The 22,803-nt window shown below is 70.7% G+C and carries 21 protein-coding genes; 9 read left to right on the forward strand and 12 right to left on the reverse strand.

What is annotated here, in order from left to right:
* Positions 1-469: helix-turn-helix transcriptional regulator (locus tag AB0K82_RS07025; protein WP_364393730.1), on the forward strand; the 469-nt coding region annotated here is incomplete at its 5' end.
* A 14-nt stretch (positions 470-483) separates the two neighbouring features.
* On the opposite strand, the gene AB0K82_RS07030 is transcribed toward AB0K82_RS07025, so the two are convergent.
* From AB0K82_RS07030 to AB0K82_RS07070, 9 genes are all read right to left on the reverse strand, one after another.
* On the reverse strand, positions 484-2,067 hold the full coding sequence (locus AB0K82_RS07030; RefSeq protein ID WP_364393732.1) for an FAD-dependent oxidoreductase: 1,584 nt from the start codon (positions 2,065-2,067) through the stop codon (positions 484-486).
* A complete protein-coding gene (gene trxA / locus AB0K82_RS07035) occupies positions 2,051-2,476 on the reverse strand; it encodes a thioredoxin (RefSeq protein ID WP_364393734.1) in 426 nt (141 codons plus the stop codon). Before trxA ends, AB0K82_RS07030 begins: the two co-directional genes overlap by 17 nt.
* Positions 2,473-5,070: an ATP-dependent chaperone ClpB gene (clpB, locus tag AB0K82_RS07040; RefSeq protein WP_364393737.1), complete on the reverse strand. Its 2,598-nt coding sequence runs from the start codon at positions 5,068-5,070 to the stop codon at positions 2,473-2,475. Before clpB ends, trxA begins: the two co-directional genes overlap by 4 nt.
* Positions 5,061-5,375: a chaperone modulator CbpM gene (locus AB0K82_RS07045; protein ID WP_364393740.1), complete on the reverse strand. Its 315-nt coding sequence runs from the start codon at positions 5,373-5,375 to the stop codon at positions 5,061-5,063. Before AB0K82_RS07045 ends, clpB begins: the two co-directional genes overlap by 10 nt.
* Positions 5,372-6,355 (reverse strand): DnaJ C-terminal domain-containing protein, encoded by a 984-nt coding sequence (locus tag AB0K82_RS07050; RefSeq protein ID WP_364393742.1) that lies wholly within the window; start codon positions 6,353-6,355, stop codon positions 5,372-5,374. The genes AB0K82_RS07045 and AB0K82_RS07050 overlap by 4 nt, the downstream gene beginning before the upstream one ends.
* Positions 6,339-6,836 carry a nucleotide exchange factor GrpE gene (locus tag AB0K82_RS07055; protein ID WP_364393745.1) on the reverse strand — a complete coding sequence of 166 codons (498 nt, stop codon included), beginning with the start codon at positions 6,834-6,836 and terminating at the stop codon, positions 6,339-6,341. Before AB0K82_RS07055 ends, AB0K82_RS07050 begins: the two co-directional genes overlap by 17 nt.
* A complete protein-coding gene (gene dnaK / locus AB0K82_RS07060) occupies positions 6,829-8,772 on the reverse strand; it encodes a molecular chaperone DnaK (protein WP_364393747.1) in 1,944 nt (647 codons plus the stop codon). The genes AB0K82_RS07055 and dnaK overlap by 8 nt, the downstream gene beginning before the upstream one ends.
* A 64-nt stretch (positions 8,773-8,836) precedes the next feature.
* Positions 8,837-9,277 (reverse strand): Hsp20/alpha crystallin family protein, encoded by a 441-nt coding sequence (locus AB0K82_RS07065; protein ID WP_364393750.1) that lies wholly within the window; start codon positions 9,275-9,277, stop codon positions 8,837-8,839.
* Between the two features lie 142 nt (positions 9,278-9,419).
* A complete protein-coding gene (locus tag AB0K82_RS07070) occupies positions 9,420-9,869 on the reverse strand; it encodes a DUF1931 family protein (RefSeq protein ID WP_364393752.1) in 450 nt (149 codons plus the stop codon).
* Between the two features lie 164 nt (positions 9,870-10,033).
* On the opposite strand from AB0K82_RS07070, the gene AB0K82_RS07075 reads away from it, so the two are divergent.
* Together AB0K82_RS07075 and AB0K82_RS07080 are read left to right on the forward strand one after the other, a co-directional pair.
* Complete coding sequence (locus tag AB0K82_RS07075) at positions 10,034-10,372, forward strand: hypothetical protein (protein ID WP_364393754.1); 339 nt, start codon at positions 10,034-10,036, stop codon at positions 10,370-10,372.
* Positions 10,373-10,510: 138 nt separating this feature from the next.
* A complete protein-coding gene (locus AB0K82_RS07080) occupies positions 10,511-10,942 on the forward strand; it encodes a DUF2267 domain-containing protein (RefSeq protein ID WP_364393756.1) in 432 nt (143 codons plus the stop codon).
* Between the two features lie 2 nt (positions 10,943-10,944).
* On the opposite strand, the gene AB0K82_RS07085 is transcribed toward AB0K82_RS07080, so the two are convergent.
* Together AB0K82_RS07085 and AB0K82_RS07090 are read right to left on the reverse strand one after the other, a co-directional pair.
* A complete protein-coding gene (locus AB0K82_RS07085) occupies positions 10,945-12,585 on the reverse strand; it encodes a right-handed parallel beta-helix repeat-containing protein (RefSeq protein ID WP_364393759.1) in 1,641 nt (546 codons plus the stop codon).
* Complete coding sequence (locus AB0K82_RS07090; RefSeq protein ID WP_364393761.1) at positions 12,585-13,718, reverse strand: polysaccharide pyruvyl transferase family protein; 1,134 nt, start codon at positions 13,716-13,718, stop codon at positions 12,585-12,587. Before AB0K82_RS07090 ends, AB0K82_RS07085 begins: the two co-directional genes overlap by 1 nt.
* Before the next feature lie 408 nt (positions 13,719-14,126).
* Here AB0K82_RS07090 and AB0K82_RS07095 point away from each other — a divergent pair, with 408 nt between their 5' ends.
* From AB0K82_RS07095 to AB0K82_RS07110, 4 genes are all read left to right on the forward strand, one after another.
* Positions 14,127-15,065 (forward strand): MEDS domain-containing protein, encoded by a 939-nt coding sequence (locus AB0K82_RS07095; protein WP_364393764.1) that lies wholly within the window; start codon positions 14,127-14,129, stop codon positions 15,063-15,065.
* Complete coding sequence (locus AB0K82_RS07100) at positions 15,062-16,033, forward strand: ATP-binding protein (RefSeq protein WP_364393766.1); 972 nt, start codon at positions 15,062-15,064, stop codon at positions 16,031-16,033. The genes AB0K82_RS07095 and AB0K82_RS07100 overlap by 4 nt, the downstream gene beginning before the upstream one ends.
* Positions 16,034-16,169: 136 nt before the next feature.
* On the forward strand, positions 16,170-17,645 hold the full coding sequence (locus AB0K82_RS07105) for an NAD(P)/FAD-dependent oxidoreductase (protein WP_364393769.1): 1,476 nt from the start codon (positions 16,170-16,172) through the stop codon (positions 17,643-17,645).
* 87 nt (positions 17,646-17,732) lie between these two features.
* On the forward strand, positions 17,733-18,170 hold the full coding sequence (locus tag AB0K82_RS07110) for a nuclear transport factor 2 family protein (RefSeq protein ID WP_364393771.1): 438 nt from the start codon (positions 17,733-17,735) through the stop codon (positions 18,168-18,170).
* 15 nt (positions 18,171-18,185) lie between these two features.
* Here the strand turns inward: AB0K82_RS07110 and tatA are convergent, their stop codons facing one another.
* On the reverse strand, positions 18,186-18,482 hold the full coding sequence (gene tatA, locus AB0K82_RS07115) for a Sec-independent protein translocase subunit TatA (RefSeq protein WP_364393772.1): 297 nt from the start codon (positions 18,480-18,482) through the stop codon (positions 18,186-18,188).
* 165 nt (positions 18,483-18,647) lie between these two features.
* Between tatA and AB0K82_RS07120 the strand changes: the two genes are divergently transcribed.
* Both AB0K82_RS07120 and fdh read left to right on the forward strand, forming a co-directional pair.
* On the forward strand, positions 18,648-19,472 hold the full coding sequence (locus tag AB0K82_RS07120; RefSeq protein ID WP_364393774.1) for a polysaccharide deacetylase family protein: 825 nt from the start codon (positions 18,648-18,650) through the stop codon (positions 19,470-19,472).
* Between the two features lie 103 nt (positions 19,473-19,575).
* Positions 19,576-22,803, forward strand: a complete 3,228-nt coding sequence (gene fdh / locus AB0K82_RS07125) for a formate dehydrogenase (RefSeq protein WP_364393775.1) — start codon at positions 19,576-19,578, stop codon at positions 22,801-22,803.

The following is a 22,803-nucleotide window of genomic DNA, read 5'->3' on the forward strand; positions in this document are numbered from 1 at the left end:
GCGCGGCCTGCTCGACCGGGACCGGGCCGCGCTCGAGCGGGCCGCCGCCGAGCACGCCGACCCGTGGGCGCGCGCCGCGGCGGCCGAGGACCTGGGAATACTGATCACCGCGGCGGGCCCCGCCCTGCGGCGGGACGCAGTCGCGGGCCTGGACACGGCCCTCGCGGCCTACACGGCTCTGGGCGCGGCCCGCGACGCCGCCCGGGTGCGCCGCCGACTGCGGCGGCTGGGCATCCGGCGCCGGCACTGGAACCAGGCCGACCGGCCGGTCTCGGGCTGGGCGAGCCTCACCGACACCGAGCGCAGCGTCTCCGTGCTCGTCGCGCAGGGCCTCACGAACCGCCAGGTCGCGGACCAGCTGTTCATGAGCGCCCACACGGTCGCCTTCCACCTGCGGCACATCTTCCGCAAGCTCGACGTGACCTCCCGGGTCGAGCTGACCAGGCTGACCATGGAGGCGGACACCTGACATCCGCCGGCCGCTCAGCCGCTCAGCCGCTCGTGGACCAGCCGGACCGCCATGGCGCCCTCGCCCACCGCGGAGGCGACGCGCTTGATCGACCCGCTCCTCACGTCGCCCACCGCGAACACGCCCGGCAGATTCGTCTCCAACGGCAACGCGCCGCCGGTGCGGATGAAGCCCTTCTCGTCGAGGTCCACCTGACCGCCGAGCCAGGCGACGCACGGGTCGGCGCCGATGAAGACGAAGAGGACGCGGGCGTCGAAGGCACGCCGCTCGCCGCTCTCGTTGTTCTCGGCGACGACCACCCGAAGCGTGTCGTCGCCGACCAGTTCCCGCACCTCGGTGTGCAGGTGGATCTCGATGTTCGGCGAGCGTTCGAGCTGGTCGACGAGGTAGCGCGACATGCTCCTGCCGAGATCGCCGCCGCGGACGAACAGTCGTACCCGGCTCGCGCGCTTGGCGAGGTACAGCGCCGCCTGGCCGGCCGAGTTGCCGCCCCCGACGATCGCGACGGGCAGCCGCTCACACATCAGTGCCTCGACCTCGGTGGCGGCGTAGTAGACGCCGTACCCTTCGAACCGCTCCAGGTTCGGAACGTCGAGCCGGCGGTAGCGAGCGCCGGTTGCGATGATCACTGTGCGGGCCCTGATCCGTCCGCCGTTTCCGGCCGAGACGGCGTACTGTCCGTCCAGGATCTCCAGGCCGGTCGCCTCCACCGGGACGCCGAGCCGCGCGCCGAACTTCTCGACCTGGATGACCGCCCGCTCGGCGAGTTCGGCGCCGGAGACGCCAGAGGGAAAGCCGAGGTAGTTCTCGATACGGGATGAGGTGCCCGCCTGGCCGCCGGTGGCGATCGCGTCGAGGACGGTCGTGTGCAGGCCTTCCGACGCGCCGTACACGGCGGCGGCCAGTCCGGCGGGACCGGCTCCGACGATCACCAGGTCGGCGATGTCCTCCTCGACCGGCGCGGCCAGCCCGACCAGCCGGGCCAACTCGGCGTTGCTCGGGTTGCGCAGGAACCGTTGGCCGTTCAGGATCACCACCGGCGTGTCGGCAGGCGTGACGTGCAGACGCCGCAGGGCCTTTTCGGCCTCTTCGTCCTCTTCCAGGTCGATCCACCGGTGGGGCAGCCGGTTGCGCGCGGCGAAGTCGCGTAGCCGCCGGATGTCCGGCGAGAACCGCGAGCCGATGATCCGCAGACCGGCGCCCTGCTCGATCAGCAGCGACCGCCGGATGAAGTAGGCACGCAGGACCAGGTCGCCGAGAATCGGGTCCCGGGCCACCAGCGCGCGCAGGCGTTCCACCGGGACCCGCAGGACCCGGCCGGGTTCGTCGACGACCGCGCCGACCAGTATCGACTGTCCGGACAGCAGGCTGATATCGCCGAGGAACCGGCCGGGTCCGTGGACCCGGATCACCGCGTCACCGTCGAGGATCGCGACCTTGCCCTCCAGGACCACGAAGAAGTCGTAGTCGCGCTCGCCCTGGCGGAACAGGAACTGGCCCCGCCGAGTCGGCATGCGCTCCCCGTACCCGGACAGGCGTTCGATCTGCTCGGGGTCCAGGCGCGGGTACGCGCCGTTGAGGTCAGGCGTCTCCTGCAAGGGCCTTCTCCACCCACGCGCGCAGGACCGGGGCCGGTGCGGCGCCGGCCTGGCGGGCGACGACCTTTCCGTCGCGGAGGACGAGCAGGGTCGGCACGGCCTGGACGGCGAAGCGCTCCTGGAGCTTGGGCGCCCGGTCGATGTCGACCTTCACGAGCTTGATCCGGCCGGCCATCTCGCGGGCGAGCTGTTCGAGCGCCGGGCTGACCATGCGGCAGGGGCCGCACCAGGTCGCCCACAGGTCGACCACGACGGGCGGCGAGGCGCGTTCGGCGACCTCGGCGAAGTCGTCGTCGCCGGCGTCGGCGACCCACGGGAGCGGCTGGTGACAGTTCCCGCAGTTCGGGGCCCCGTCGGCCACGGCCGGCACGCGGTTCTTCGTTCCGCAGTGCGGGCACTGGACGATCATCTGTCCCCCTCGCGGTTCTCGTAGGAGATCACCAGTTCCTCGTTCTCCAGGCCCACGCGGATGACCGCGCCGTCCAGGATCTCCCCGGACAGCAGCGCGCGGCCGATCCGTGTCTCGACCTCGCGGGCGATGAACCGCCGCAGCGGCCGGGCGCCGTACACCGGGTCGAAGCCCTGCCGGGCGATGAAGGCGCACGACTCCGGCGTGACCTCCAGGGTCATCCGGCGGTCCGCGAGGCGGGACCGCAGGTCGTTGAACATCAGGTCGACGATCTGCTCGATCTCGCGCTGCGTCAGCGGCTTGAACAGCACGACGTCGTCCACGCGGTTGAGGAACTCCGGCCGGAAGTGCGACCGCAGGGCGCCCATCACGGCCTCACGGGCGTCGGGCTTGATCTCACCCTCCCCGGTGACGCCGTCGAGCAGGAACGCCGAGCCGATGTTCGAGGTCATGATCAGCACGGTGTTGCGGAAGTCGACGGTACGGCCCTGGGCGTCGGTGAGCCGGCCGTCGTCGAGGACCTGCAGCAGCGTGTTGAACACGTCGGTGTGGGCCTTCTCGATCTCGTCGAGCAGCACGACGGAGTAGGGCTTGCGCCGGACGGCCTCGGTGAGCTGGCCGCCCTCCTCGAAGCCGACGTAGCCGGGCGGGGCGCCGACCAGCCGGCTGACGGTGTGCCGCTCCTGGTACTCGCTCATGTCCAGCCGGACCATGTTCTCCTCGGTGTCGAAGAGCGCCTCGGCCAGCGCCTTGGCCAGCTCCGTCTTGCCGACCCCGGTCGGGCCGAGGAAGATGAACGAGCCGATCGGGCGGCGCGGGTCCTTGATCCCGGCGCGGGCCCGGATGATCGCGTCGGTGACGGCCTGCACGGCCTCGTCCTGGCCGACGACGCGCTCGTGCAGGACCTCGTCGAGCCGGAGCAGCTTCTCGCGTTCGCCCTCCTTGAGGCGGCTGACCGGGATGCCGGTCCAGTGGGACACGATGTCGGCGATCTCATCCTCGGTCACGACCTCGAGCAGCAGCCGGTGCCCGCCCTGCTTGGCGGTCAGCCGCTCCTCCTCGGCGTCCAGCCTGCGTTGCAGTTCCGGCAGCAGGCCGTGGCGCAGCTCGGCGGCCCGGTTCAGGTCGTAGTTGCGTTCGGCCTGCTCCGCCTCCCGGCGGACCCGTTCGATCTCCGACCGCAGCTCCTGGGCCTTGCGCAGGGTCTGCCGCTCGGCCTCCCACTGGGCGCGCATCGCGTCGGCCTCGGCCTTCAGGTCGGCCAGCTCCTTGCGCAGGTCCTCCAGGCGCGACCGGCTGGCCGGATCCTCCTCCTTGGCCAGCGCGGCCTCCTCGATCTCCAGGCGCATCACCCGCCGGGTGAGCTCGTCGAGCTCGGCCGGCATCGAGTCGATCTCGGTGCGCAGTTTCGCCGCCGCCTCATCCACCAGGTCGATGGCCTTGTCCGGCAGGAACCGGTCGGAGATGTACCGGTGGCTGAGCGTCACCGCCGCGACGATCGCGGAGTCCTGGATCTTCACGCCGTGGAAGACCTCCAGGCGCTCGCGCAGGCCCCGGAGGATGGAGATGGCGTCCTCGACGGACGGCTCGTCGACCAGGACGGGCTGGAAGCGGCGTTCGAGGGCGGCGTCCTTCTCGATGTGCTTGCGGTACTCCTGGACCGTCGTCGCGCCGATCATGTGCAGCTCGCCGCGGGCCAGCATCGGCTTGAGCATGTTGCCCGCGTCCATCGCGCCCTCGGCCGCGCCCGCCCCCACGACCGTGTGCAGTTCGTCGACGAACAGCAGGATCCGCCCTTCGGCGGACTTGACCTCGGTCAGCACGGCGTTGAGACGCTCCTCGAACTCTCCCCGGTACTTCGCGCCCGCCAGCAGCGACCCCATGTCGAGCTGGAACACGGTCTTGTCCCGCAGGCCCTCGGGCACGTCGCCCTGGTCGATGCGCTGGGCGAGCCCTTCGACGATCGCGGTCTTGCCGACACCAGGGTCGCCGACGAGCACCGGGTTGTTCTTGGTCTTGCGGGACAGGATCTGCACGGTTCGGCGGATCTCGCTGTCCCGGCCGATGACCGGGTCCAGCCTGCCGGACTTCGCCTCGGCGACCAGGTCCCGGCCGTACTTGGTCAGCGCTTCGTACGCGGCCTCGGGCGTGGCCGAGGTCACCCGCTGGCTGCCGCGGATCTTGGTGAGCTCCTGGAGGAACTGGTCGCGGCTCACCCCTTTGATGACGCCGTCCTCGATGAGGGCCAGGAGAAGGTGCTCGACCGAGACGTACTCGTCCTTCAGCCGCCTGGACTCCCGGTCGGCCGTGTCGAGCAGGCGGGACAGCCGCTGGGTGACGTAGACCTGGCCGGGCGCGGCGCCCGGGCCGGTGACCCGGGGACGCTTGTTGAGCTTCGCTGCGGTCTCGGAGCGCAGGAGGTCGATGTTCACGCCGGCCCCGGCGAGCAACCGGGGCGCCAGCCCGTCCGGTTGGTCGAGCAGGGCGAGCAGGAGATGCTCGGCGTCCACCTCGGTGTGCCCGAAGCGCAGGGCCTTGGTCTGCGCGTCGTGCAGGGCCTCCTGGGACTTCTCGGTCAGTCGGTTCAGGTCCATGGTCGACCTCCGGTGCGTTGCTGAGCGCGATGTCTCTGGGCCGCCTCCAGGGCGGCGATGCGGTCGAGCAGGTCGCAGATCAGGCCGACCGCCGCGTAGTTGAGCGAGAACCCGGTGCGGAGCCGCTGCACGCGTGCGATGACGGCGAGCTGCTCGGGGGAGAACCACAGTCCGCCGGAGACGTCACGGTCGGCGTCGACGATGCCCAGCGCGACGAACCGGCGGACCAGATCGGGATGGACGTGGGCGTCGCGGGCGAAGGTCTCCAGATCGAGCCGTACCGGCCGCATGAGCGCGTACCTCACGATCGTCTCCTCGGATCGAACGACGACTTGGCGGCCAGCTCCTCGAAGAGCCGTCTCTCCTCGGGACTGGGCTCGGGCGGCACCTTGATCTGGACCTCGGCGTACAGGTCCCCCGGACTACCGCGTGGGTTGGGCAGGCCGCGGCCGCGCAGCCGCAGCCTCCTGCCGCACGACGAGCCGGGCGGCACCTTCACCTTCGCGTCGCCGCCCGGCGTCCCGACCGGGGCGGTGGTGCCGAGCGCCGCCTCCCAGGGGGCGAGCGGCAGCCGTACGGTGACGTCACGGCCGTCGACGCGGTACCTCGGGTCCGGCGCGATGCGCACGATCAGGTACAAGTCGCCCGGCTGCCCGCCTTCGCCGCCGCGGCCGCCCTGCCCGGTGAGCCGGATCCGCTGGCCGTCGGTGACCCCGGCGGGGATGTCGACGTCGATGGTCCGGCCGTTGAGGCGGATCGTGCGATGCCCGCCGTGGTACGCCTCGTCGAGGCCGATCTCCAGCTCGGCCTCCTGGTCGGCGCCGGGCATCGGCCCCCAGCCGAAACCGCCTGGACGGCGTCCCCGCCCGGCGCGGCCGGCGCGTCCTGCGAAGATGCCGCCGAGCAGGTCCTCGAGGTCGACCTCCTCGCCCCCCGTACCGAACCCGCCGAAGCCGCCGAACCCCCCGGCTCCGGCCCCGGCTCCCGCGCGGGCCCGTCCGCCGGCGCCTGCGCCGGCACGGGCCCGCGCCCAGGTCTCCGGGTCGACGTCCGGCGGCACCCGCCGGAAGTCCTCGCCGAAGGCGTCGTAGCGCTTGCGCTGTTCGGGGTCGGACAGCACGGCGTACGCCTCCGAGGCCTCCTTGAATCGGTCCTCCGCGTCGGGGGCCTTGTTGACGTCGGGGTGGTATTCACGGGCGAGCTTGCGGTAGGCGCGCTGTATCTCGTCCTGACCGGCCGTCCTGGGCACACCGAGGATCTCGTAGAAGTCACGGGCCGGAGGCATCGGCCTGCCGCCCCTTCGAGACCACCACCTGCGCCGGACGCAACTGGTTCTCGCCGTGGCCGTAACCGGGACTGGTCACCTGCACGATCGTCCCTTCCGGGACGTCGGCGTCGGGAACGGTGGCGACCGCCTCGTGCCGGGTGGGGTCGAACAGCCGCCCCGCGTCGTCCTGGCGTGGGTAGCCGAGCCGTGCGAGCAGCGCGAGCGCCTGGTCGCGGACGGCGCGTACCCCGTCGAGGAGGACGTCGGGCTCCGCGCCGGCGTGCTCGATGGCCCGTTCGAGGTTGTCCACGACGGGCAGCCACTCGGCGGCGGTCCTGGCCCGCTCGTCCGACCGCAGCCGCTCGGCGTCGCGGGCGGCGCGCTTGCGGTGGTTCTCCAGGTCCGCGAGCGCGCGCTTCCACCGGTCCTCCAGCTCGGCGAGCCTCGTCGCCAGGCCGCCGTCCTCTTCCGCCGGTTCTTCCGGCCGCGTGTCACTCATCGGTCGTGAACTCCGCGTCGATCACGTCCTCGTCGCCTCCGGCGGCTCCGCCACCGGCGCCGGGACCGCCCGGACCGCCTGGAGCCCCCGGAGCACCGGGTCCGCCGGGACCTCCCGGCCCTGTGGCGCCCGGCCCGGCGCCGGCCGTCGCGGTGCCGAGCCCGTAGTAGACCTGCTGGAGCTCGGCGGTCAGGGACCGGAGGCGCTCGATCGGCACCTCTTCCTTGATCGCCTGGCGGGCGTCCATCACGAGCATCTCGGCCCGCGCCTTCTCGTGCGCCGGCACGGCGTCCCCGAGCTCCTGGACCCGCTTCTCCACCTGGTAGGCGGCCGAGTCGAGCGCGTTGCGGGCGTCGATCGCCTCGCGCAGTTGCTCGTCCTCGGAGCGGTGCTGCTCGGCGTCGTGGATCATCCGCTCGATCTCGGACTGGTCGAGGTTGGTGGTCTCGCTGATGGTGACCGTCTGCTCGACGCCGGTGTCCTTGTCCCGCGCGGAGACGTTGAGGATCCCGTTGGCGTCGATGTCGAAGGTCACCTCGATCTGCGGTACGCCGCGCGGGGCGGGCCGGATGTTCTCCAGCCGGAACCGTGCGAGGACCCGGTTGTCGGCGGCGCGTTCCCGTTCGCCCTGCAGGACGACGACGTCCACCGCGGTCTGGTTGTCCTCGGCGGTGCTGAAGGTCTCCGTACGGCGGGCCGGGATCGTGGTGTTCCGCTCGATGATCTTGGTCATGACGCCGCCGAGCGTCTCCAGCCCGAGCGACAGGGGAGTGACGTCCAGCAGGACGACGTCCTCCACCTCCCCCTTGATCACGCCGGCCTGAGCGGCCGCGCCGAGGGCGACGACCTCGTCGGGGTTGACCGTCATGTTGGGGTCCTTGCCCCCGGTCATCCTGCGGACGAGCTCCTGCACGGCCGGGATGCGGGTGGACCCGCCGACGAGGATGACCTCGTCGATGTCGTTCGCGGTGGTCTTCGCGTCGGCCATCGCCGTCTGCACCGGGCCCTTGGTGCGCTCGATGAGGTCGCCGGTGATCTGCTCGAACGTCGAGCGCATCAGCGTGGTGTTCAGGTGCTTGGGGCCGGTCGCGTCCGCGGTGATGAACGGCAGGTTGATCGTCGTCTGGGTCACCGAGGACAGCTCCACCTTCGCCTTCTCCGCCGCCTCGAACAGGCGCTGCAGCGCCTGGGGGTCGCGGCGCAGGTCGATGCCGGTGTCCCGCTGGAACTCGTCGGCGATGTGATCGACGATCCGGCGGTCGAAGTCGTCACCGCCGAGGTGCCCGTCACCGGCGGTCGCGAGGACCTCCACGACGCCTTCGCCGATGCTGAGAAGGCTCACGTCGAACGTCCCGCCGCCCAGGTCGAAGATCAGCACCGTCTCGTTCGCGCCCTTGTCCAGCCCGTAGGCCAGCGCGGCGGCGGTCGGCTCGTTGATGATCCGCAGGACCTCCAGGCCCGCGATCTTGCCGGCGTCACGGGTCGCCTGACGCTGCGCGTCGTTGAAGTACGCGGGGACCGTGATGACGGCCTCGGTCACCCGCTCCCCGAGGAACTTGCCGGCGTCGTCGGCGAGCTTGCGCAGCACCAGCGCGGAGATCTCCTCCGGCGCGTACATCTTGCCTCGGACGTCGAAACGGACCGCCCCGTCCGGGCCGGCCACCACATCGAACGAGACCGCGTTGATCTCGCTGGCCACCTCGTCGTACCGGCGGCCGATGAAGCGTTTCGCAGAGTAGATCGTGCCCTTGGGGTTCAGGATCGCCTGTCGGCGCGCGAGCTGCCCGACCAGGCGCTCACCCTGCTCGGTGAAGGCGACCACCGACGGCGTCGTACGGGACCCCTCGGCGTTCGGGATCACCGTGGGGTGACCGTCCTCGGTCGTGGCGATGACCGAGTTCGTGGTACCGAGATCGATTCCGACTGCCTTAGCCATTCCTTCCTCCTCGACCGGTCCGGCGGGTTCCCGGCCTTCCGAACGCCGGGACCGGCCGCATCGCTCAGTCCGAGATCTCTATTCGCCGTTGTCTCTCCGTCGTCGACCTGGGAACGCGCACGGTCAGCACGCCCGCAGAGAGGCTCGCTTGCACGCCGTCGGGATCGATCTCGCCGGGCAGGTGCGTGTGAAGCTCGAACCGGCCGGTACGCCGTTCTCTCCGGCGGAACAGGCCGCGCCCCTCCCGCTCGACGGTGTCGCCCGTGATGACGAGCTCGCGGTCCTCCAGCTCGATGTCGACCGCGTCCTTGCGCACACCGGGCAGCTCGGCCTCGATGACGTACGTGTCCTTGGTTTCGTACACGTCCGCGAGCGGCACCCAGGGGACCTCCTCCCCGAGACCGCCGAATGCGGCGTTCAGCAGCCCGCCCATCTGGTCGTAGACGTCGGCGAACTCCTCTGACCTGCCCGAGAGGGCGGTGCCGGGCTGATGCCGGCGTGTCATCGGCGGTGCCATGGCTCAGACCTCCTGGCCTCCTGGCTGATAGCGCCTTCACTATCGAAACTCGCTCTTCGAACAGGACCGCCACATCCTCCGACCTGGTAGACATCACGCCTCCGGCCGGAGCGGTCGCGGCCGGCGCGGTCTAGAGCAGGAGATCGAACACGCGGGTGACTCGCTCCCAGTGCTCGGTGCGCGGGTTCTTCAACCTCGTGTCGATGAGTTTGAAAGCGCGGGCGAGCGCCACCGTCAGCCCGCCCGCGAGCTCGGGGAGCCTTCCCTCGGTCTCCTCCGCGACGGCCAGGTCGAGCGGAGGGCGCTTCGCGAGCCGCTCGAGCAGGGACTCGACGTCGATCCCCTCGTCGAGCCTGCGGAACTCGTGGACGCACTCCTGCAGCCCCTTCGTCACGGGCAGGTCGTGTGGCTGGATGACGTCACGGGCGTTCGCCCTGGCGTGCGCCTGGCCGATCAGGAGCAGGTCGTGGGTCTTGCCGTCGACGAAGTCGTCGTAACGTTTGAGATCATCCTTGTCGACGTCCAGGCTCGCCGCCGCTCGGAAGAGACGCTGGAACTGGGGTATGCCGGTCGGGGGCATGGATACCACCTCCCACTGTCGAGCCTGGACCGCGGGGGCCCCGCCCGGCATCCCACATCCGGGTAGGTCGAAGGCAAGCCCGTCCGCCCGGCTTCGTCCGCGGGCGGCCGGGGGGCGAGAATGGTGCGAGGGGACGTTCGAGACCCGGGGGTGACGCGACGACGATGCTGGTCGATGTCGCCGTGGAGCGCTTCAGGTTCGTCTGCGGACGCTGCGGTCACCGCTGGATCACCGACTACGACGTGCAGTACGTGCAGGACGACGTCGGCACCACGTTCGCGTTCTACCGGCTCGACGGCGTTCCGGTCGAGCCGCCCACCGGCGGAGAGGTCACCTGCCCCCGGTGCGGAGCCGCGGGCGTCGCCGTCATTCCCAGCGGACGCCGTGACAGCCCGCCCGCGCGCCTGGAGAGCGGCGAGCCCCGTCAGCGTGTCCAGACCACCGCCGAAGAGCGGCGGGCGGCCGTACCTCACCTGCCCGCACTCGTCAGGGCGGACCGGTGATTCGCTCCGTGGGACGACCGCCCGACGGGGAGGCAAAATCCGGCAAAAGAGGCGGTTGCCCACGATTGCCGCAGGTGACCCAGGGCAAGGGCGGCGCGATGGAGGGCGGTGCGACGCCGAAGGAACGGAGGCGCTGCGATGCCCCAGACCGGATACCACTCCATCGACACCACCGTCGACAAGACGAATCGCATCCTGCACCTGATCGAAGAGTCCTACGACTGGCCGAAGGAGCGGCGTAACCAGTCCTACAACGCCTTGCGCGCGGTACTGCACGCGCTGCGCGATCGACTGACGGTCGACGAGGCCGTCGACTTCGCAGCCCAGCTGCCGATGCTCGTCCGCGGGCTGTACTACGACGGATGGCGCCCGAGCCAGGTGCCGAAGAAGATGCACAAGGACGAGTTCCTCGACCAGGTACGGGCGGAGATGCCGCCGTACGAGATCCAGGGCGGCACGGAGGACCTGGTACGCGCGGTCGTGGAGGCGCTCAGGGTCTACATCACCGAGGGCGAGTGGGAGGACATCAAGGCGGAGCTGCCGAAGGACCTCGCCGCCATGCTGCCCTAAGTCTAAAACTGCCCACATCCGTCCAGGCCGTGGTTGTGGTGCCAGCAACCACCGGAGGGCTCGGTGTCGAAGCGTACGGCGGCGACGCCGTTCCCCCCGAAGTCGTTGTCGTGGACCCACGCGACCCCGCAGGTTCCGCGATCGGTGATGACCAGCCCGTGGGTCTGGGTCTTGCGAGGTTCGCCGTCCCAGACACGGTTGTCGCGGATCGAGGGACTGTGCACGCTCGCGGCCAGCGTGATGCCGGCTCTGACCTCGGGTGCGTCGGGCAGCCTGTACGGTGCGCCGGGATTCGGCGTGCCCTCGGACCACGCGGTGGAGGCACCGGGACGGGAGGGCGCGAGGATGAGTTCGGTGGCGGTGTTGCCGATCACGATGGCCTGTTGCCCGCCGGCCGTGACCCACTTGCCGACGTGCCCATCCGCGCGCCAGCCGGCCGAGGTGTCCATCAACGAGCGTGCCGTGTAGAACACCGTGGCGCCCTCGCCTTCGGCCGCTGGTTCGCACTGCCGGCCGTTGCTGCGGATCCGGTTGCCGGCGATGTCGGGATCGGCGAGCGCCGACTCGACGAAGATGCCGTCGAGGCCGTTGTCCCAGAACTCGTTGGCATCGATGATCATGTTGGCGGCCGCCTCCTGAGGGCCCGCGGCCAGGTTGTGCTGCCAGTACCCGTAACGGCCGTTGCCGCTGATGCGGTTGCCCGCCAAGGTGTAGGGGCCCGGGGTGTTGCCGATCGCGACACCGTCCCAGACGTTGTCCTCGATGACGCAGCCGGTGATGATCCCGCCGCGCCCGGCGACGGCGGACGTGCCCAGGGCCGAGACGTCGTAGCCGGCCTGATGGTTGCCGATCAGGGTGCATCCGGAGACGACCAGTCCGTCCGTGCCCCAGTCGGAGAGGCCGAAGCGATTTCCCTCCGAGTGACAGCCGATGACACGTATGCCGCGGGGTGGCGGCCATTCCCGGTTCTGCAGTTCGAAGAAGATGCCGTTCGTGCCGTTGCGCACGGTGGTGCATGAGGAGACCGTGCAGCGTTCGATGGAGCCCCAGCCGCCGGTACCGATGCCGATGCCGGCGCCGCCCAGCCACTCGCCGCTGCGCTCAAGCCGCCCGCAGTGGACGACCAGCAGGTTCTCGACGAAGGTGTCCTGCAGGAAGTCGCAGCCGAACCCGGTGGCCGGAGTGTCGTGGATGTACAGGTCGCGGAATCTTCCCCGGAGGACGTACTGCAGGCCGAGTCCCTTGGCCAGCACGTCGTACTCGGAGAGGATCACGCCGGAGCCGTCGATTTCGAAGTGCGCGAAGGTGCAGTCGGCGACGTGGTTGTGGCGACCGGCGCCGTGTTGCAGCGTGGTGAAGTAGGCCAGTGGGGTGGCGGTGGTCGGGTCGCCGGGGTTCGCCAGGGAGAACCGTGTGGCCGCCGGGCCGGCCCCGATCAGGGAGATGCCGCTCCGCCAGACGGTGCCCCGGTCGCGGATCGAATAGCGGCCCGCCGGGCAGAAGATGGTGCGCGGCTGGCCGTCGTCCAGGTAGGCGTCCCCGAGCTTGTCGACCAGGTCCTGCAGGGCGGGCTGGTCGTTGGCCTTCCCGTCACCGACCAGCCCGTGCTCGAGCGCGTTGTGGAAGAAAGGGTCTGTGGACATCAGGAAACCGGATCCAGACGGTCGATGAGGGTGCGGCAACGCTCCTGGTTCTCCCGCGCGCGCTCGCGCAGGTACTGGAAGCGCTGCCGCAGTCGGTCGGTGCACGCGTGCCGTTCGTCCCACAGCCGGTCGAGCTGGGCCAGCAACGGTCCGGCCTGGCTTTTCGCGATGGCGGTCAGCGCCGGCGCGCCGACCGTCTGCGCGAAGTCGAAGACCTTGCCGGCGTACGGCAGGGGCAGCACCGGCACCCCGGCGCAGGCGGCGAATATCAGGAAGTGCAGCCGCATGCCGACCGCGAATTCCAGGTGCCGCATCAGCCCGGCGATCTGGCCGGGGCTGTAGGGGCGGTTGAGGATCCGCGCGTTCTCCGGCGCGCTCATCGCCGACAGCACCGCGTGCGCGTGGGCGATGTCGCCCCGCTCCATCGGAACGAACACCGCTTGGGCGTTGTATCTGCAGGTCATGAAGTCCGCGATCTCAGCGATCAGACCGTGGTAGGTCCTCTCGTCCAGGTTGTCGGCCGCGCCGCCGGGTTCGCGCACCGAGATCCCGACGAGGCGCGTCTGGGCGTCGATCCCCTCGCGGATCAGCATCTCCTCCGTGAACTCCTCCGGCTCCAGCAGCACCGCCGCGTCGGCGGTCGCCGAGATCTGCCGGGTGATCCCCATCCCCTCCAGGACGAGGATCGACTCCTGATCCCTGACCGTGAGGTCGGTCATCCGGTCGATGACCTCCCGTACGACGTCGATCTCCTCGTGGCCGGTCAGCGGTCCGGCCCCGATCGCGTAGCCGAACGTGGGGATGCCCAACTGGTGCGCCAGGCGTACGGGCCGCATGACCGAGGCCGCGAGGCCGTTGTGCAGGATTCCGCCGCCGCCGAGGACGAGCAGGTCCAGCCCGGTCTCCGCCTCGAGGAGCTGCCCCTGGGAGACCCCGGCGTAGGCCACCGCCGGGATGCCGAAACGGTTCTGGGTGTGTTCTGGGTGACGGCTGAAGACGACCCTTTCCGCAGCCGGTCGTATCTGCCGAAGGCTGTCCAGAACGCAGGCGAGGATGGCCTCGTCGCCGAGGTTCAGGCCTCCGTACGATCCGAGCACTCCGATCCGGAGTTCGTGCCGGTCATCATCCGACATTCGGTTCACCTCCCCTCGGGTCCGGTCAGCCGGACGAGGGATACGGTGTGATACGAGAGGCGTCGGTAGCGGCTCGGCGGCGGCCTCCGGCGCCGGGGCCACGGTCGGCGCACCGCCGCGCCGACCGGGACGCAATCACACACACCATGGTGACGGCAGCGGTGTGCCGCCACATCCTCACTTCAGGTAGCCCCGCCCCCGGGAGGACCTCCGCCGGCACGGCCGGGCGCCGTACAAGAGCCGCCGGGCCGAAGCGCGCCGTATGGCGAGAGCGGGACCCGGGCGCCCGCCGAGGGCGGCGCGGGGCTCAACGTTCTGGACACGGTGGGGCCCTGAGAGACTAGGTTCGTATGGTTTCACCGCGGCAGGGATCGTGGTGGGCCGGTGCACGGCGGAAGAGGTGGGTCGGTGGGCGCGGACACAGATGCTCAGATCACGGATCTGACCGTCCATGATCACGCCTGCCTGACCTTCGGGGAGGCCGAAGAGCTCGCCGATCTGACCGCCGCGTTCGTCCGCGACGGACTGACCGGGGGCGCGCGCGTGGTCTGGCTCAGCGACACCCCGCACGAGGCGGCGGCCGAGCTCGGCCGGCGCGGACTCGACTCCACGGACGTGCCGGGGCGGCGGGCGGCCGACCCGGCCGCCGACGGGGCCGGGCCGATCACGGTGGTCGGCTGCCAGGAGGGTCTGACGGCCGGTCGCGCGTTCGACGTCGGACGGGCCGTGGGCTGGCTGCGCGAACAGGTGGAGCTGACCCGCCGGAAGGGCTACCCGGCGCTGCGGATCGCCCTGGACATGGGATGGGCGTTGCGGCCGATCGCCGGCATCGAGCAGCTCCCCGCCTTCGAGCAGGAGATCGCCGCGATGGTCGGCGAGCCGGCGAAGAGGACGGCCGACGGCCGCGGCGCCGGGAGCGAGACCACCGGCGCGCTGTCGGTGCTGTGCCAGTACGACCGGGACCGGTTCGACCCCGTCACCCTCGCCTCGGTCGCGCCGTTCCACACGCATTCGGTCGCGGCGGCCACCTACCACGACGACGAACTGCTGCGGATCTGCCGCCAGTACGCGCCACCCGGGATCCGCATCGCCGGCCAGATCGACGTGCAGGCCCAGGAGCCGCTCTCGCTGGCGTTGGCCGAGGCGATCCGGGTCGAAGGCGACATCACCGTCAACATGGCGGATCTCACCTTCATCGATGTGTCCATCACCCGCCTGATCCTGGAGGCGGCCCGCAGCATCCCGCGGTCCCGCCGCATGGTCCTGCACTGCCACCCGGCGATCGAGTCCCGGTTCGTGATCCTGGGCGCCGCCGACCTGCCGAATGTCGATGTGAGCCGACGATGACGCACGACGCTCCGCACGATCCCCGCCGCCCCGACCTTGGGAGCGGGGAGAAGAGCGAACCATCGAGTACGGTCGGCGCGGCGCCGGAGCAGGCCGAGCCACCGGAGCCGCCGATCCTGGACCAGGTCTTCGACGGCGACTCCCTGTACGCGCTGCGTTCGGCGGTCGAGGCGCACGCGGTCGCGGCGGGCATGCCGCAGGGCCGGGCGGAGGACGTCGTGATCTGCGTGCACGAGCTGGCCACCAACGCCATCCGGCACGGCGCCGGGACCGGACGAGCACGCCTCTGGCACCTTTCCAGGCGCCTCCGCTGCCAGGTCGACGACGACGGCGCGCCGTCGGCCGCGGCACCGCCTCCCGACGGTGACCCCACCGACCGCTGGCCCTACCGGCGCGGGCACGGCCTGTGGCTGATCCGCTGCGCCGCCGACGCCGTCAGCCTTCGCTCCGACCGGACCGGTACCCACGTCGTCCTGACGTTCGCGCTGCCCGAGCCCGGACCCCGCCCGCCGTTCCGCCTGACCACCCGAGCGGTGCGGGACGGCACACCGGCGGGCCGGCCGCGGCTGATCCTCACCGCGACCGGACATCTCGACCGGAAGGCGGGCGCCGAACTCCTCGGCACCGCCACCGACCTGATGACCGACTCCCGCGCGGAGCTGATCCTCGACCTGCGCGCGGTCGCCTACTGGGACACCGCGGGAATCGCCGCGCTGTCCGGTCTGCAGCACCGCGTCCAGCAGGACCCGTCCGCGCGGCTCACCGTCGTCTTGGGGGAATCCTCGCTGCGCGAGCGCCTCCGGCACACCGGCCTCGCCGACCGGCTCCTCCTCGTCGCCGATCTCGCCGACCTCGGTGACGCCGTCGACCAGGACGGCGCCGACCTCTGTGACGGCGTCGACCAGGATGGCGCCGACCTCGCCGACGGCCCCGCCGAACGGCCGGAGGACACCGGCCCGGCGCGCTGAAGCTCCGGCGCCGGTCGCGGTCGACGGCCGCAGGGAACGGTCCCTGTCACGACGACTCACGCCGGCGGCTGGACATCGCAGACTCGGATATATCGGCGTACCGTGCGGGTCGTACCCCTGGACGGGAGGAGCGGGAATGACCGAGGTCGAGCACGTCGACGTGCTGATCATCGGGGCCGGGCTGTCCGGCATCGGTGCCGCCCACCACCTCCAGAAGGCGTTTCCCGGCAAGACGTACCGGATCCTGGAGGCACGGGACGCGATCGGCGGGACCTGGGACCTGTTCCGGTACCCCGGCGTCCGGTCGGACTCGGACATGCACACCCTCGGCTACCGGTTCCGGCCCTGGGACCAGGCGAAGGCCATCGCGGACGGGGCGTCGATCCTGCGCTACATCCGCGACACCGCCACCGAGGCGGGGGTCGACCGGCACATCCGCTTCGGGCACCGGGTCGTGTCCGCGGAGTGGTCGAGCGAGGAGGCCCGCTGGACGGTCGAGGCCGTGCACGACGGCGTGCCGGTCCGGCTCACCTGCGGTTTCCTGTACTCCTGCAGCGGTTACTACCGCTACGACGCCGGCCACACGCCGGAGTTCCCGGGCGTCGAGCGGTTCGGCGGCACGGTGGTGCACCCTCAGCACTGGCCGGAGGACGTCGACTACACCGGCAAGAAGGTCGTGGTGATCGGCAGCGGCGCGACCGCGGTCACGCTGGTGCCGGCCATGGCCGAGCGGGCCGCGCACGTGACGATGCTGCAGCGCTCGCCCACCTACATCATGGCGTTGCCGGCCGAGGACCCCATCGCGAACAGGCTGCGGCGCCTGCTCGGCAGCCGCCGCGCGTACCCGATCGTGCGGTGGAAGAACGTCGTGGTGATCACGCTGCTCTACCAGCTCAGCCGCCGCCGTCCGCGGCTCGTCAAGTCGGTGATCCGGAAGGGGCTGCTCCGGCGGCTGCCGCCGGGCTACGACGTCGACACCCACTTCACGCCCCGCTACCAGCCCTGGGACCAGCGGATGTGCTTCGTTCCCGACGGCGACCTGTTCCGGGCCATCCGCCGGGGACACGCCTCGGTGGTCACGGACCGGATCACGGAGTTCACCCGGACCGGGCTTCGCCTGGAGTCGGGCGCCGAGTTGGACGCGGACGTCGTCGTCACCGCCACGGGTCTGCGGCTGCTGGCCTTCGGCGGCGTTCGGCTCGCCGTCGACGGCCGCGAGGTCAGCCTGCCGGAGACGATGACCTACAAGGGCATGATGCTCAGCGGCGTGCCGAACTTCGTCTTCACCATCGGCTACACGAACGCCTCCTGGACCCTCAAGGCCGACCTCGTCAGCGAGTACGTCATCCGGCTGCTGCGGCACCTCGACGCCCACGGCTATGACCAGTGCGTGCCGCGCAACGACGATCCGACGGTCACCCCACGCCCCCTTCTGGACTTCCAGGCCGGTTACGTGCTGCGCTCCGTCGACGAGTTCCCCAAAGCGGGCTCGCGGGCCCCGTGGCGGCTCGGCATGAGCTACGCGCACGACCTGATCACCTTGCGGTATCGCGCCATCGACGACGGCACCCTGCGGTTCTCCCGCCGACCCGCCGCCGCCACGGCCGGGTAACGGGATCGCCCCTGACGCAGATCGACCGCAGGAAGGCTCGAATCCACCCCTTCCGGCCGGGACGGCGGGACGCGTAAGGAGAAGACGATGGCGCTGAGCACTCAGACGATGACCGACGAACAGCGCAAGGCGGTGGCGCTGGAATACCTCAAGCGCCTCGACCGCGGCGACGACTTCCTCGACCTGTTCGCCGACGACGCGCAGGTCTACTTCCCCAAGTGGGGCGTCGCGACCGGCGTGAAGGAGATCAAGGGCCTGTTCGCCGACGTCGGCGGCATCCTCGCCGCGATCGAGCACGACTACGCCTATCTCAACTTCGCCTACAACGGCGACCTGCTGGTCGTCGAGGGCACCTCTTCCGGGCGTACGGCGTCCGGCGCGGAGTGGCGGGCCGGCGTCACCCACGCCGGCCGCTGGTGCGACGTCTTCGAGATTCGCGACTTCGAGATCCAGCGGCTGTTCATCTACCTCGACCCCGACTACGCGGACGCCGACACCGCGCGGTATCCGTGGCTGGCCGATTAGGAACGCGGGCGCGGGTCAGGGTTTCCGGTCTCCGCCGCGCGGAGCGTCGTGGTCCGGGGCCGGAAGCTCCTGCGGCCGCTCGGCCTGGCTCTCCAGGCGGGCCGCCTCCTCCCGCAGCCGCGCGGCCTCCTCGCGCAGCCCCCGTGCGGACTCCGGTTCCTCGTCATCGGTCATCAAGCCCTTGGTCTCGGACTTGAAGATGCGCATCGACCGCCCCAGCGACCGCGCGGCCTGCGGCAGCTTGGTGGATCCGAACAACAGGATGACCACCGCGAGCACTATCAGCCAGTGCCATATGGACAACTCGCCCATCGCCCTCTCCTCACTGACCAGGACGCCGGGTCACAACGCGCTTGGTTCCGTATCCCTATCGTACTGTCGCGTCCGTCGAAGCTTGAGTCGCCTGCTAGATCCGATTTGACGCCTGTTGACGGTGGGACGGGTACATACACGACGGAATCGGCAGATGGAGGAGGCATGCGTAGACCGACCAGGCGTCAAGCCCTGCTGGCAGCCACCGTCGCCGGTGCCGGGTTGGCGGCGGGCGGCGTCCCCGAACTGATACGGCTGGTACGGCCGGACACCCGGCCCGGGAAGAAGCCCGCCCCGCACGCGCGTCCCTCCGGGGCCGGGCGTCCGGCCGGGGCCGGGCGTCCGCCGCGACGCGATCCCGGCTACGCGCACGGATCACCGCGGGCGCTGCGCAGGCCGGTGCACAGTCTGCACGACCTGACACCGGCCGCTCCGCCGAACGCCGTCGCGCTGACCATCGACGACGGCCCGCACGCGCGTTGGACGCCGATGATGCTGGATCTGCTCGCCGAGTACCAGGTACCGGCGACGTTCTCCCTGATCGCGAGCGAGGTCGCCGAGTATCCGAAGCTGGTCGAGCGGATCGTGGCCGCCGGGCACCAGGTCTGCGATCACACCGTCACCCACCCGCTGAACCTGCCGGGGCTCGGCGCCGGCCAGATCAAGGAGGAGATCGGCGGCGCGCACGACCGTATCGCGCAGGCCGCGGGGGTGGCGCCGAGGTACTTCCGCGCCCCCGGCGGCAACTGGTCCGCCCAGGTGATGGACACCGCGGCGGAGCACGGCATGATCTGCATCGACTGGCAGATCGATCCGCGCGACTGGGCGCGTCCCGGCACGATGTCGATCACCAGGAGCATGCTCGGCAGCAAGGCCGGCGACATCATCCTGTGCCACGACGGCGGCGGTGATCGTTCGGAGACGATCCAGGCGCTGCGGACGGTGCTCCCGGCCCTCAAGCAGCGCGGCCTGACGTTCGTGGCACTGTGACGCGGCGCGGTGACTCCTGTGTGCGGTAACGATCCGCTCTGGGGCGGGGTCTCGTCCGGTAAAGGGACGAATCAACGGGACCGGCCGCGGGCAGGCGGGTGACATGACCTTGCGCGAGCTGATCGCGTCATGGCCGGTTCTCCGCCAGCTCAGCGGCGGCGATCCACGGGGCGACGCGGCGAAGAGCCGGCGCACCGCCCGGCTGCGCCCTCGGATCCGTGACGCGGACAAGGTGGTCAACTCCGTCTGCCCGTACTGCGCGGTCGGCTGCGCCCAGAAGGTCTACGTCAAGGACGAGCGGGTCATCCAGATCGAGGGCGACCCGAAGTCGCCGATCTCCCGCGGTCGGCTCTGCCCCAAGGGGTCGGCCAGCCTGCAGCTCACCACCGGCTCCTCGCGGATGCACGAGGTCCTGTACCGGAGGCCGTACGGGACCGACTGGGAGCGGCTCCCGCTCGACCGGGCGATGGACATGATCGCCGACCGGATGATCGCCGCCCGCCGGGACGGCTGGGTGTGGGAGCACGACGGCCGGAACGTCCGGCACACGCTGGGCATCGCGAGCCTGGGCGGAGCGACGCTGGACAACGAGGAGAACTACCTCCTGAAGAAGCTGTGGACCGCGCTCGGCGCGCTGCAGATCGAGAACCAGGCCCGCATCTGACACTCCGCGACCGTCCCCGGTCTGGGGACCAGCTTCGGCCGTGGCGGCGCCACGACGTTCCAGCGGGACCTCCGGAACGCCGACTGCATCCTCATCCAGGGCTCGAACATGGCCGAGTGCCACCCGGTCGGGTTCCAGTGGGTGATGGAGGCCAAGGCCCGGGGCGCGGTCGTGATCCACGTCGACCCGCGCTTCACCCGGACCAGCGCGCTGGCCGACCTGCACGTGCCGATCCGCGCCGGCACGGACATCGCGTTCCTCGGCGGGCTGATCCGCTACGTCCTGGAGCAGGAGAAGTACTTCCGCGAGTACGTCCTCGCCTACACCAACGCGGCGACGATCGTCCGAGAGGAGTTCCGGGACACCGAGGACCTCGACGGCCTGTTCTCGGGCTTCGACGAGGAGCACCGGAAGTACGACCCCCGCAGCTGGCAGTACGCGGGGAGCGAGACGCCCGCGCCCGCCGGCGAGATCGACGAGGAACTCCTGCTGCTGACCGAGACCGCGCGCGTCGAGGCGCACGGCTCAGGCGGCCCGGAGGTCTCCGGCGAGATCCACACCGACGAGACGCTGCAGCACCCGCGGTGCGTCTTCCAGATCCTCAAACGACACTTCGCGCGGTACACGCCGGAGATCGTCGAGCGGATCTGCGGCGTCCCCCGGGAATCGTTCGACCGGGTCTGCGAGCTCATCACCGCCAACTCCGGCCCCGACCGTACGACGGCCATCGCGTACGCGGTCGGCTGGACGCAGCACACGACCGGGGTGCAGAACATCCGCGCCGCCTCGATCCTGCAGTCGCTGCTGGGCAACATCGGGCGGCCCGGCGGCGGCATCCTCGCGCTGCGCGGGCACGCCAACATCCAGGGCTCCACCGACATCCCCGCGCTGTTCGACCTGCTGCCCGCGTACCTCCCCATGCCGCATCTGGGGCAGAACGCCGGGCTCGCGGCCTACCTCGAGGACGAGGCCGCGAGCAAGGGCTACTGGGGCAACATGTCCGCCTACATGGTCAGCCTGCTGAAGGCATGGTGGGGCGAGCACGCGACCCCCGACAACGACTTCTGCTTCGACTACCTGCCCCGGCTGACCGGCAACCACAGCACGTACCACACCGTCCTGCGGCAGATGGAGGGCGTCTGCAAGGGGTACCTGCTGATGGGCGAGAACCCGGCCGCCGGCTCGTCCAACTCGCGGTACCAGCGCATGGGCATGGCCAATCTCGACTGGCTGGTGGTCCGCGACTTCTCCCTCATCGAGAGCGCGACCTGGTGGAAGGACGGCCCGGAGATCGAGACGGGGGAGATGCGCACCGAGGACATCCGCACGGAGGTCTTCTTCCTGCCCGCCGCGGCGCACACCGAGAAGTCGGGCAGCTTCACCAACACCGACCGCCTGCTGCAGTGGCGGGACCAGGCCGTCGAGCCCGCCGGTGAGGCCCGCAGCGACCTGTGGTTCGTGTACCACCTCGGCCGGCTGATCAGGGAGAGACTGGCGGACTCCGACGACCCGATGGACCTGCCGATCAAGCGTCTGACGTGGGACTACCCGACCGAGGGAACCCAGGGTGAGCCGTCCGCGGAGGCCGTGCTGGCCGAGATCAACGGCTTCGGCCCGGACGGGCGGCACCTGAGCTCCTACGAGGAGCTCCGCGACGACGGTTCCACGTCCTGCGGCTGCTGGATCTACTGCGGCGTCTACGCCGACGGCATCAACCAGGCCGCCCGCCGCAAACCCGGCTGGGAGCAGGACCACGTGGCACCGGAATGGGGCTGGGCCTGGCCGGCGAACCGGCGGATCCTGTACAACCGCGCGTCCGCCGACCCCGACGGCCGGCCCTGGAGCGACCGCAAGGCGTACGTGCGGTGGGACCCGGAGGCGCGGCGCTGGACGGGACCGGACACGCCCGACTTCCCGCCGACCCGGCCCCCGGACCACCGGCCGCCGCCGGACGCCACGGGCCCGGACGCGCTCTCGGGCACCGACGCGTTCATCATGCAGGCGGACGGCAAGGCGTGGCTGTACGCGCCGGCCGGCATCGTCGACGGCCCGCTGCCCGCGCACTACGAGCCCCAGGAGTCGCCGTCCGACAACCTGCTCTACAAGTACGGGCGCAATCCGGCCCGGGAGCTCATCGAGCATCCGATCAACCGGTACCAGCCCAGCGACGGCAAGCCGGGATCGGAGGTCTTCCCCTACGTCACCACGACCTACCGCCTCACCGAGCACCACACCGTCGGCGGCATGTCCCGCTGGCTGCCGTACCTCGCCGAGCTGCAGCCGGAGTTCTTCTGCGAGATCTCTCCGGAGCTCGCGGCCGAGCGCGGCCTGACCCACCTCGGCTGGGCCACGATCGTCTCGGCGCGCGCCGTCATCGAGGCCCGGGTCCTGGTCACCGAGCGGATGACCCCGCTGGTCGTGGAGGGGAAACGGCTGCACCAGATCGGCCTGCCGTACCACTGGGGGAGGAACGGCTACAGCCGGGGCGACTCGGCCAACGAACTGGCCCACCTCTCCCTCGACCCGAACATCCACATCCAGGAGGTCAAGGCGATGGCCTGCGACATCCGCCCCGGACGGCGGCCGCGCGGACCGGCGGCGCTGGAACTGGTCCGGGAGTACCAGCGGCGGGCGGGCATCACCGAGCGGACCGGCATGGAGATCTGA

The sequence above is a fragment of the Actinoallomurus sp. NPDC052274 genome, from assembly GCF_040679475.1.
GTDB classification, from domain to species: Bacteria; Actinomycetota; Actinomycetes; order Streptosporangiales; family Streptosporangiaceae; genus Actinoallomurus; species Actinoallomurus liliacearum.

Excerpts from the sequence above, each read along its gene's own strand:
- AB0K82_RS07070 (WP_364393752.1), bottom strand. The coding sequence starts at position 9,869 with ATGCCCCCGACCGGCATACCCCAGTTCCAGCGTCTCTTCCGAGCGGCG.
- trxA (WP_364393734.1), bottom strand. The coding sequence starts at position 2,476 with ATGATCGTCCAGTGCCCGCACTGCGGAACGAAGAACCGCGTGCCGGCC.
- AB0K82_RS07075 (WP_364393754.1), top strand. The coding sequence starts at position 10,034 with ATGCTGGTCGATGTCGCCGTGGAGCGCTTCAGGTTCGTCTGCGGACGC.
- AB0K82_RS07100 (WP_364393766.1), top strand. The coding sequence starts at position 15,062 with ATGACGCACGACGCTCCGCACGATCCCCGCCGCCCCGACCTTGGGAGC.
- AB0K82_RS07120 (WP_364393774.1), top strand. The coding sequence starts at position 18,648 with ATGCGTAGACCGACCAGGCGTCAAGCCCTGCTGGCAGCCACCGTCGCC.
- AB0K82_RS07110 (WP_364393771.1), top strand. The coding sequence starts at position 17,733 with ATGGCGCTGAGCACTCAGACGATGACCGACGAACAGCGCAAGGCGGTG.
- AB0K82_RS07090 (WP_364393761.1), bottom strand. The coding sequence starts at position 13,718 with ATGTCGGATGATGACCGGCACGAACTCCGGATCGGAGTGCTCGGATCG.
- AB0K82_RS07080 (WP_364393756.1), top strand. The coding sequence starts at position 10,511 with ATGCCCCAGACCGGATACCACTCCATCGACACCACCGTCGACAAGACG.
- clpB (WP_364393737.1), bottom strand. The coding sequence starts at position 5,070 with ATGGACCTGAACCGACTGACCGAGAAGTCCCAGGAGGCCCTGCACGAC.
- AB0K82_RS07055 (WP_364393745.1), bottom strand. The coding sequence starts at position 6,836 with ATGAGTGACACGCGGCCGGAAGAACCGGCGGAAGAGGACGGCGGCCTG.
- AB0K82_RS07065 (WP_364393750.1), bottom strand. The coding sequence starts at position 9,277 with ATGACACGCCGGCATCAGCCCGGCACCGCCCTCTCGGGCAGGTCAGAG.
- AB0K82_RS07105 (WP_364393769.1), top strand. The coding sequence starts at position 16,170 with ATGACCGAGGTCGAGCACGTCGACGTGCTGATCATCGGGGCCGGGCTG.
- dnaK (WP_364393747.1), bottom strand. The coding sequence starts at position 8,772 with ATGGCTAAGGCAGTCGGAATCGATCTCGGTACCACGAACTCGGTCATC.
- AB0K82_RS07085 (WP_364393759.1), bottom strand. The coding sequence starts at position 12,585 with ATGTCCACAGACCCTTTCTTCCACAACGCGCTCGAGCACGGGCTGGTC.
- AB0K82_RS07050 (WP_364393742.1), bottom strand. The coding sequence starts at position 6,355 with ATGCCTCCGGCCCGTGACTTCTACGAGATCCTCGGTGTGCCCAGGACG.
- tatA (WP_364393772.1), bottom strand. The coding sequence starts at position 18,482 with ATGGGCGAGTTGTCCATATGGCACTGGCTGATAGTGCTCGCGGTGGTC.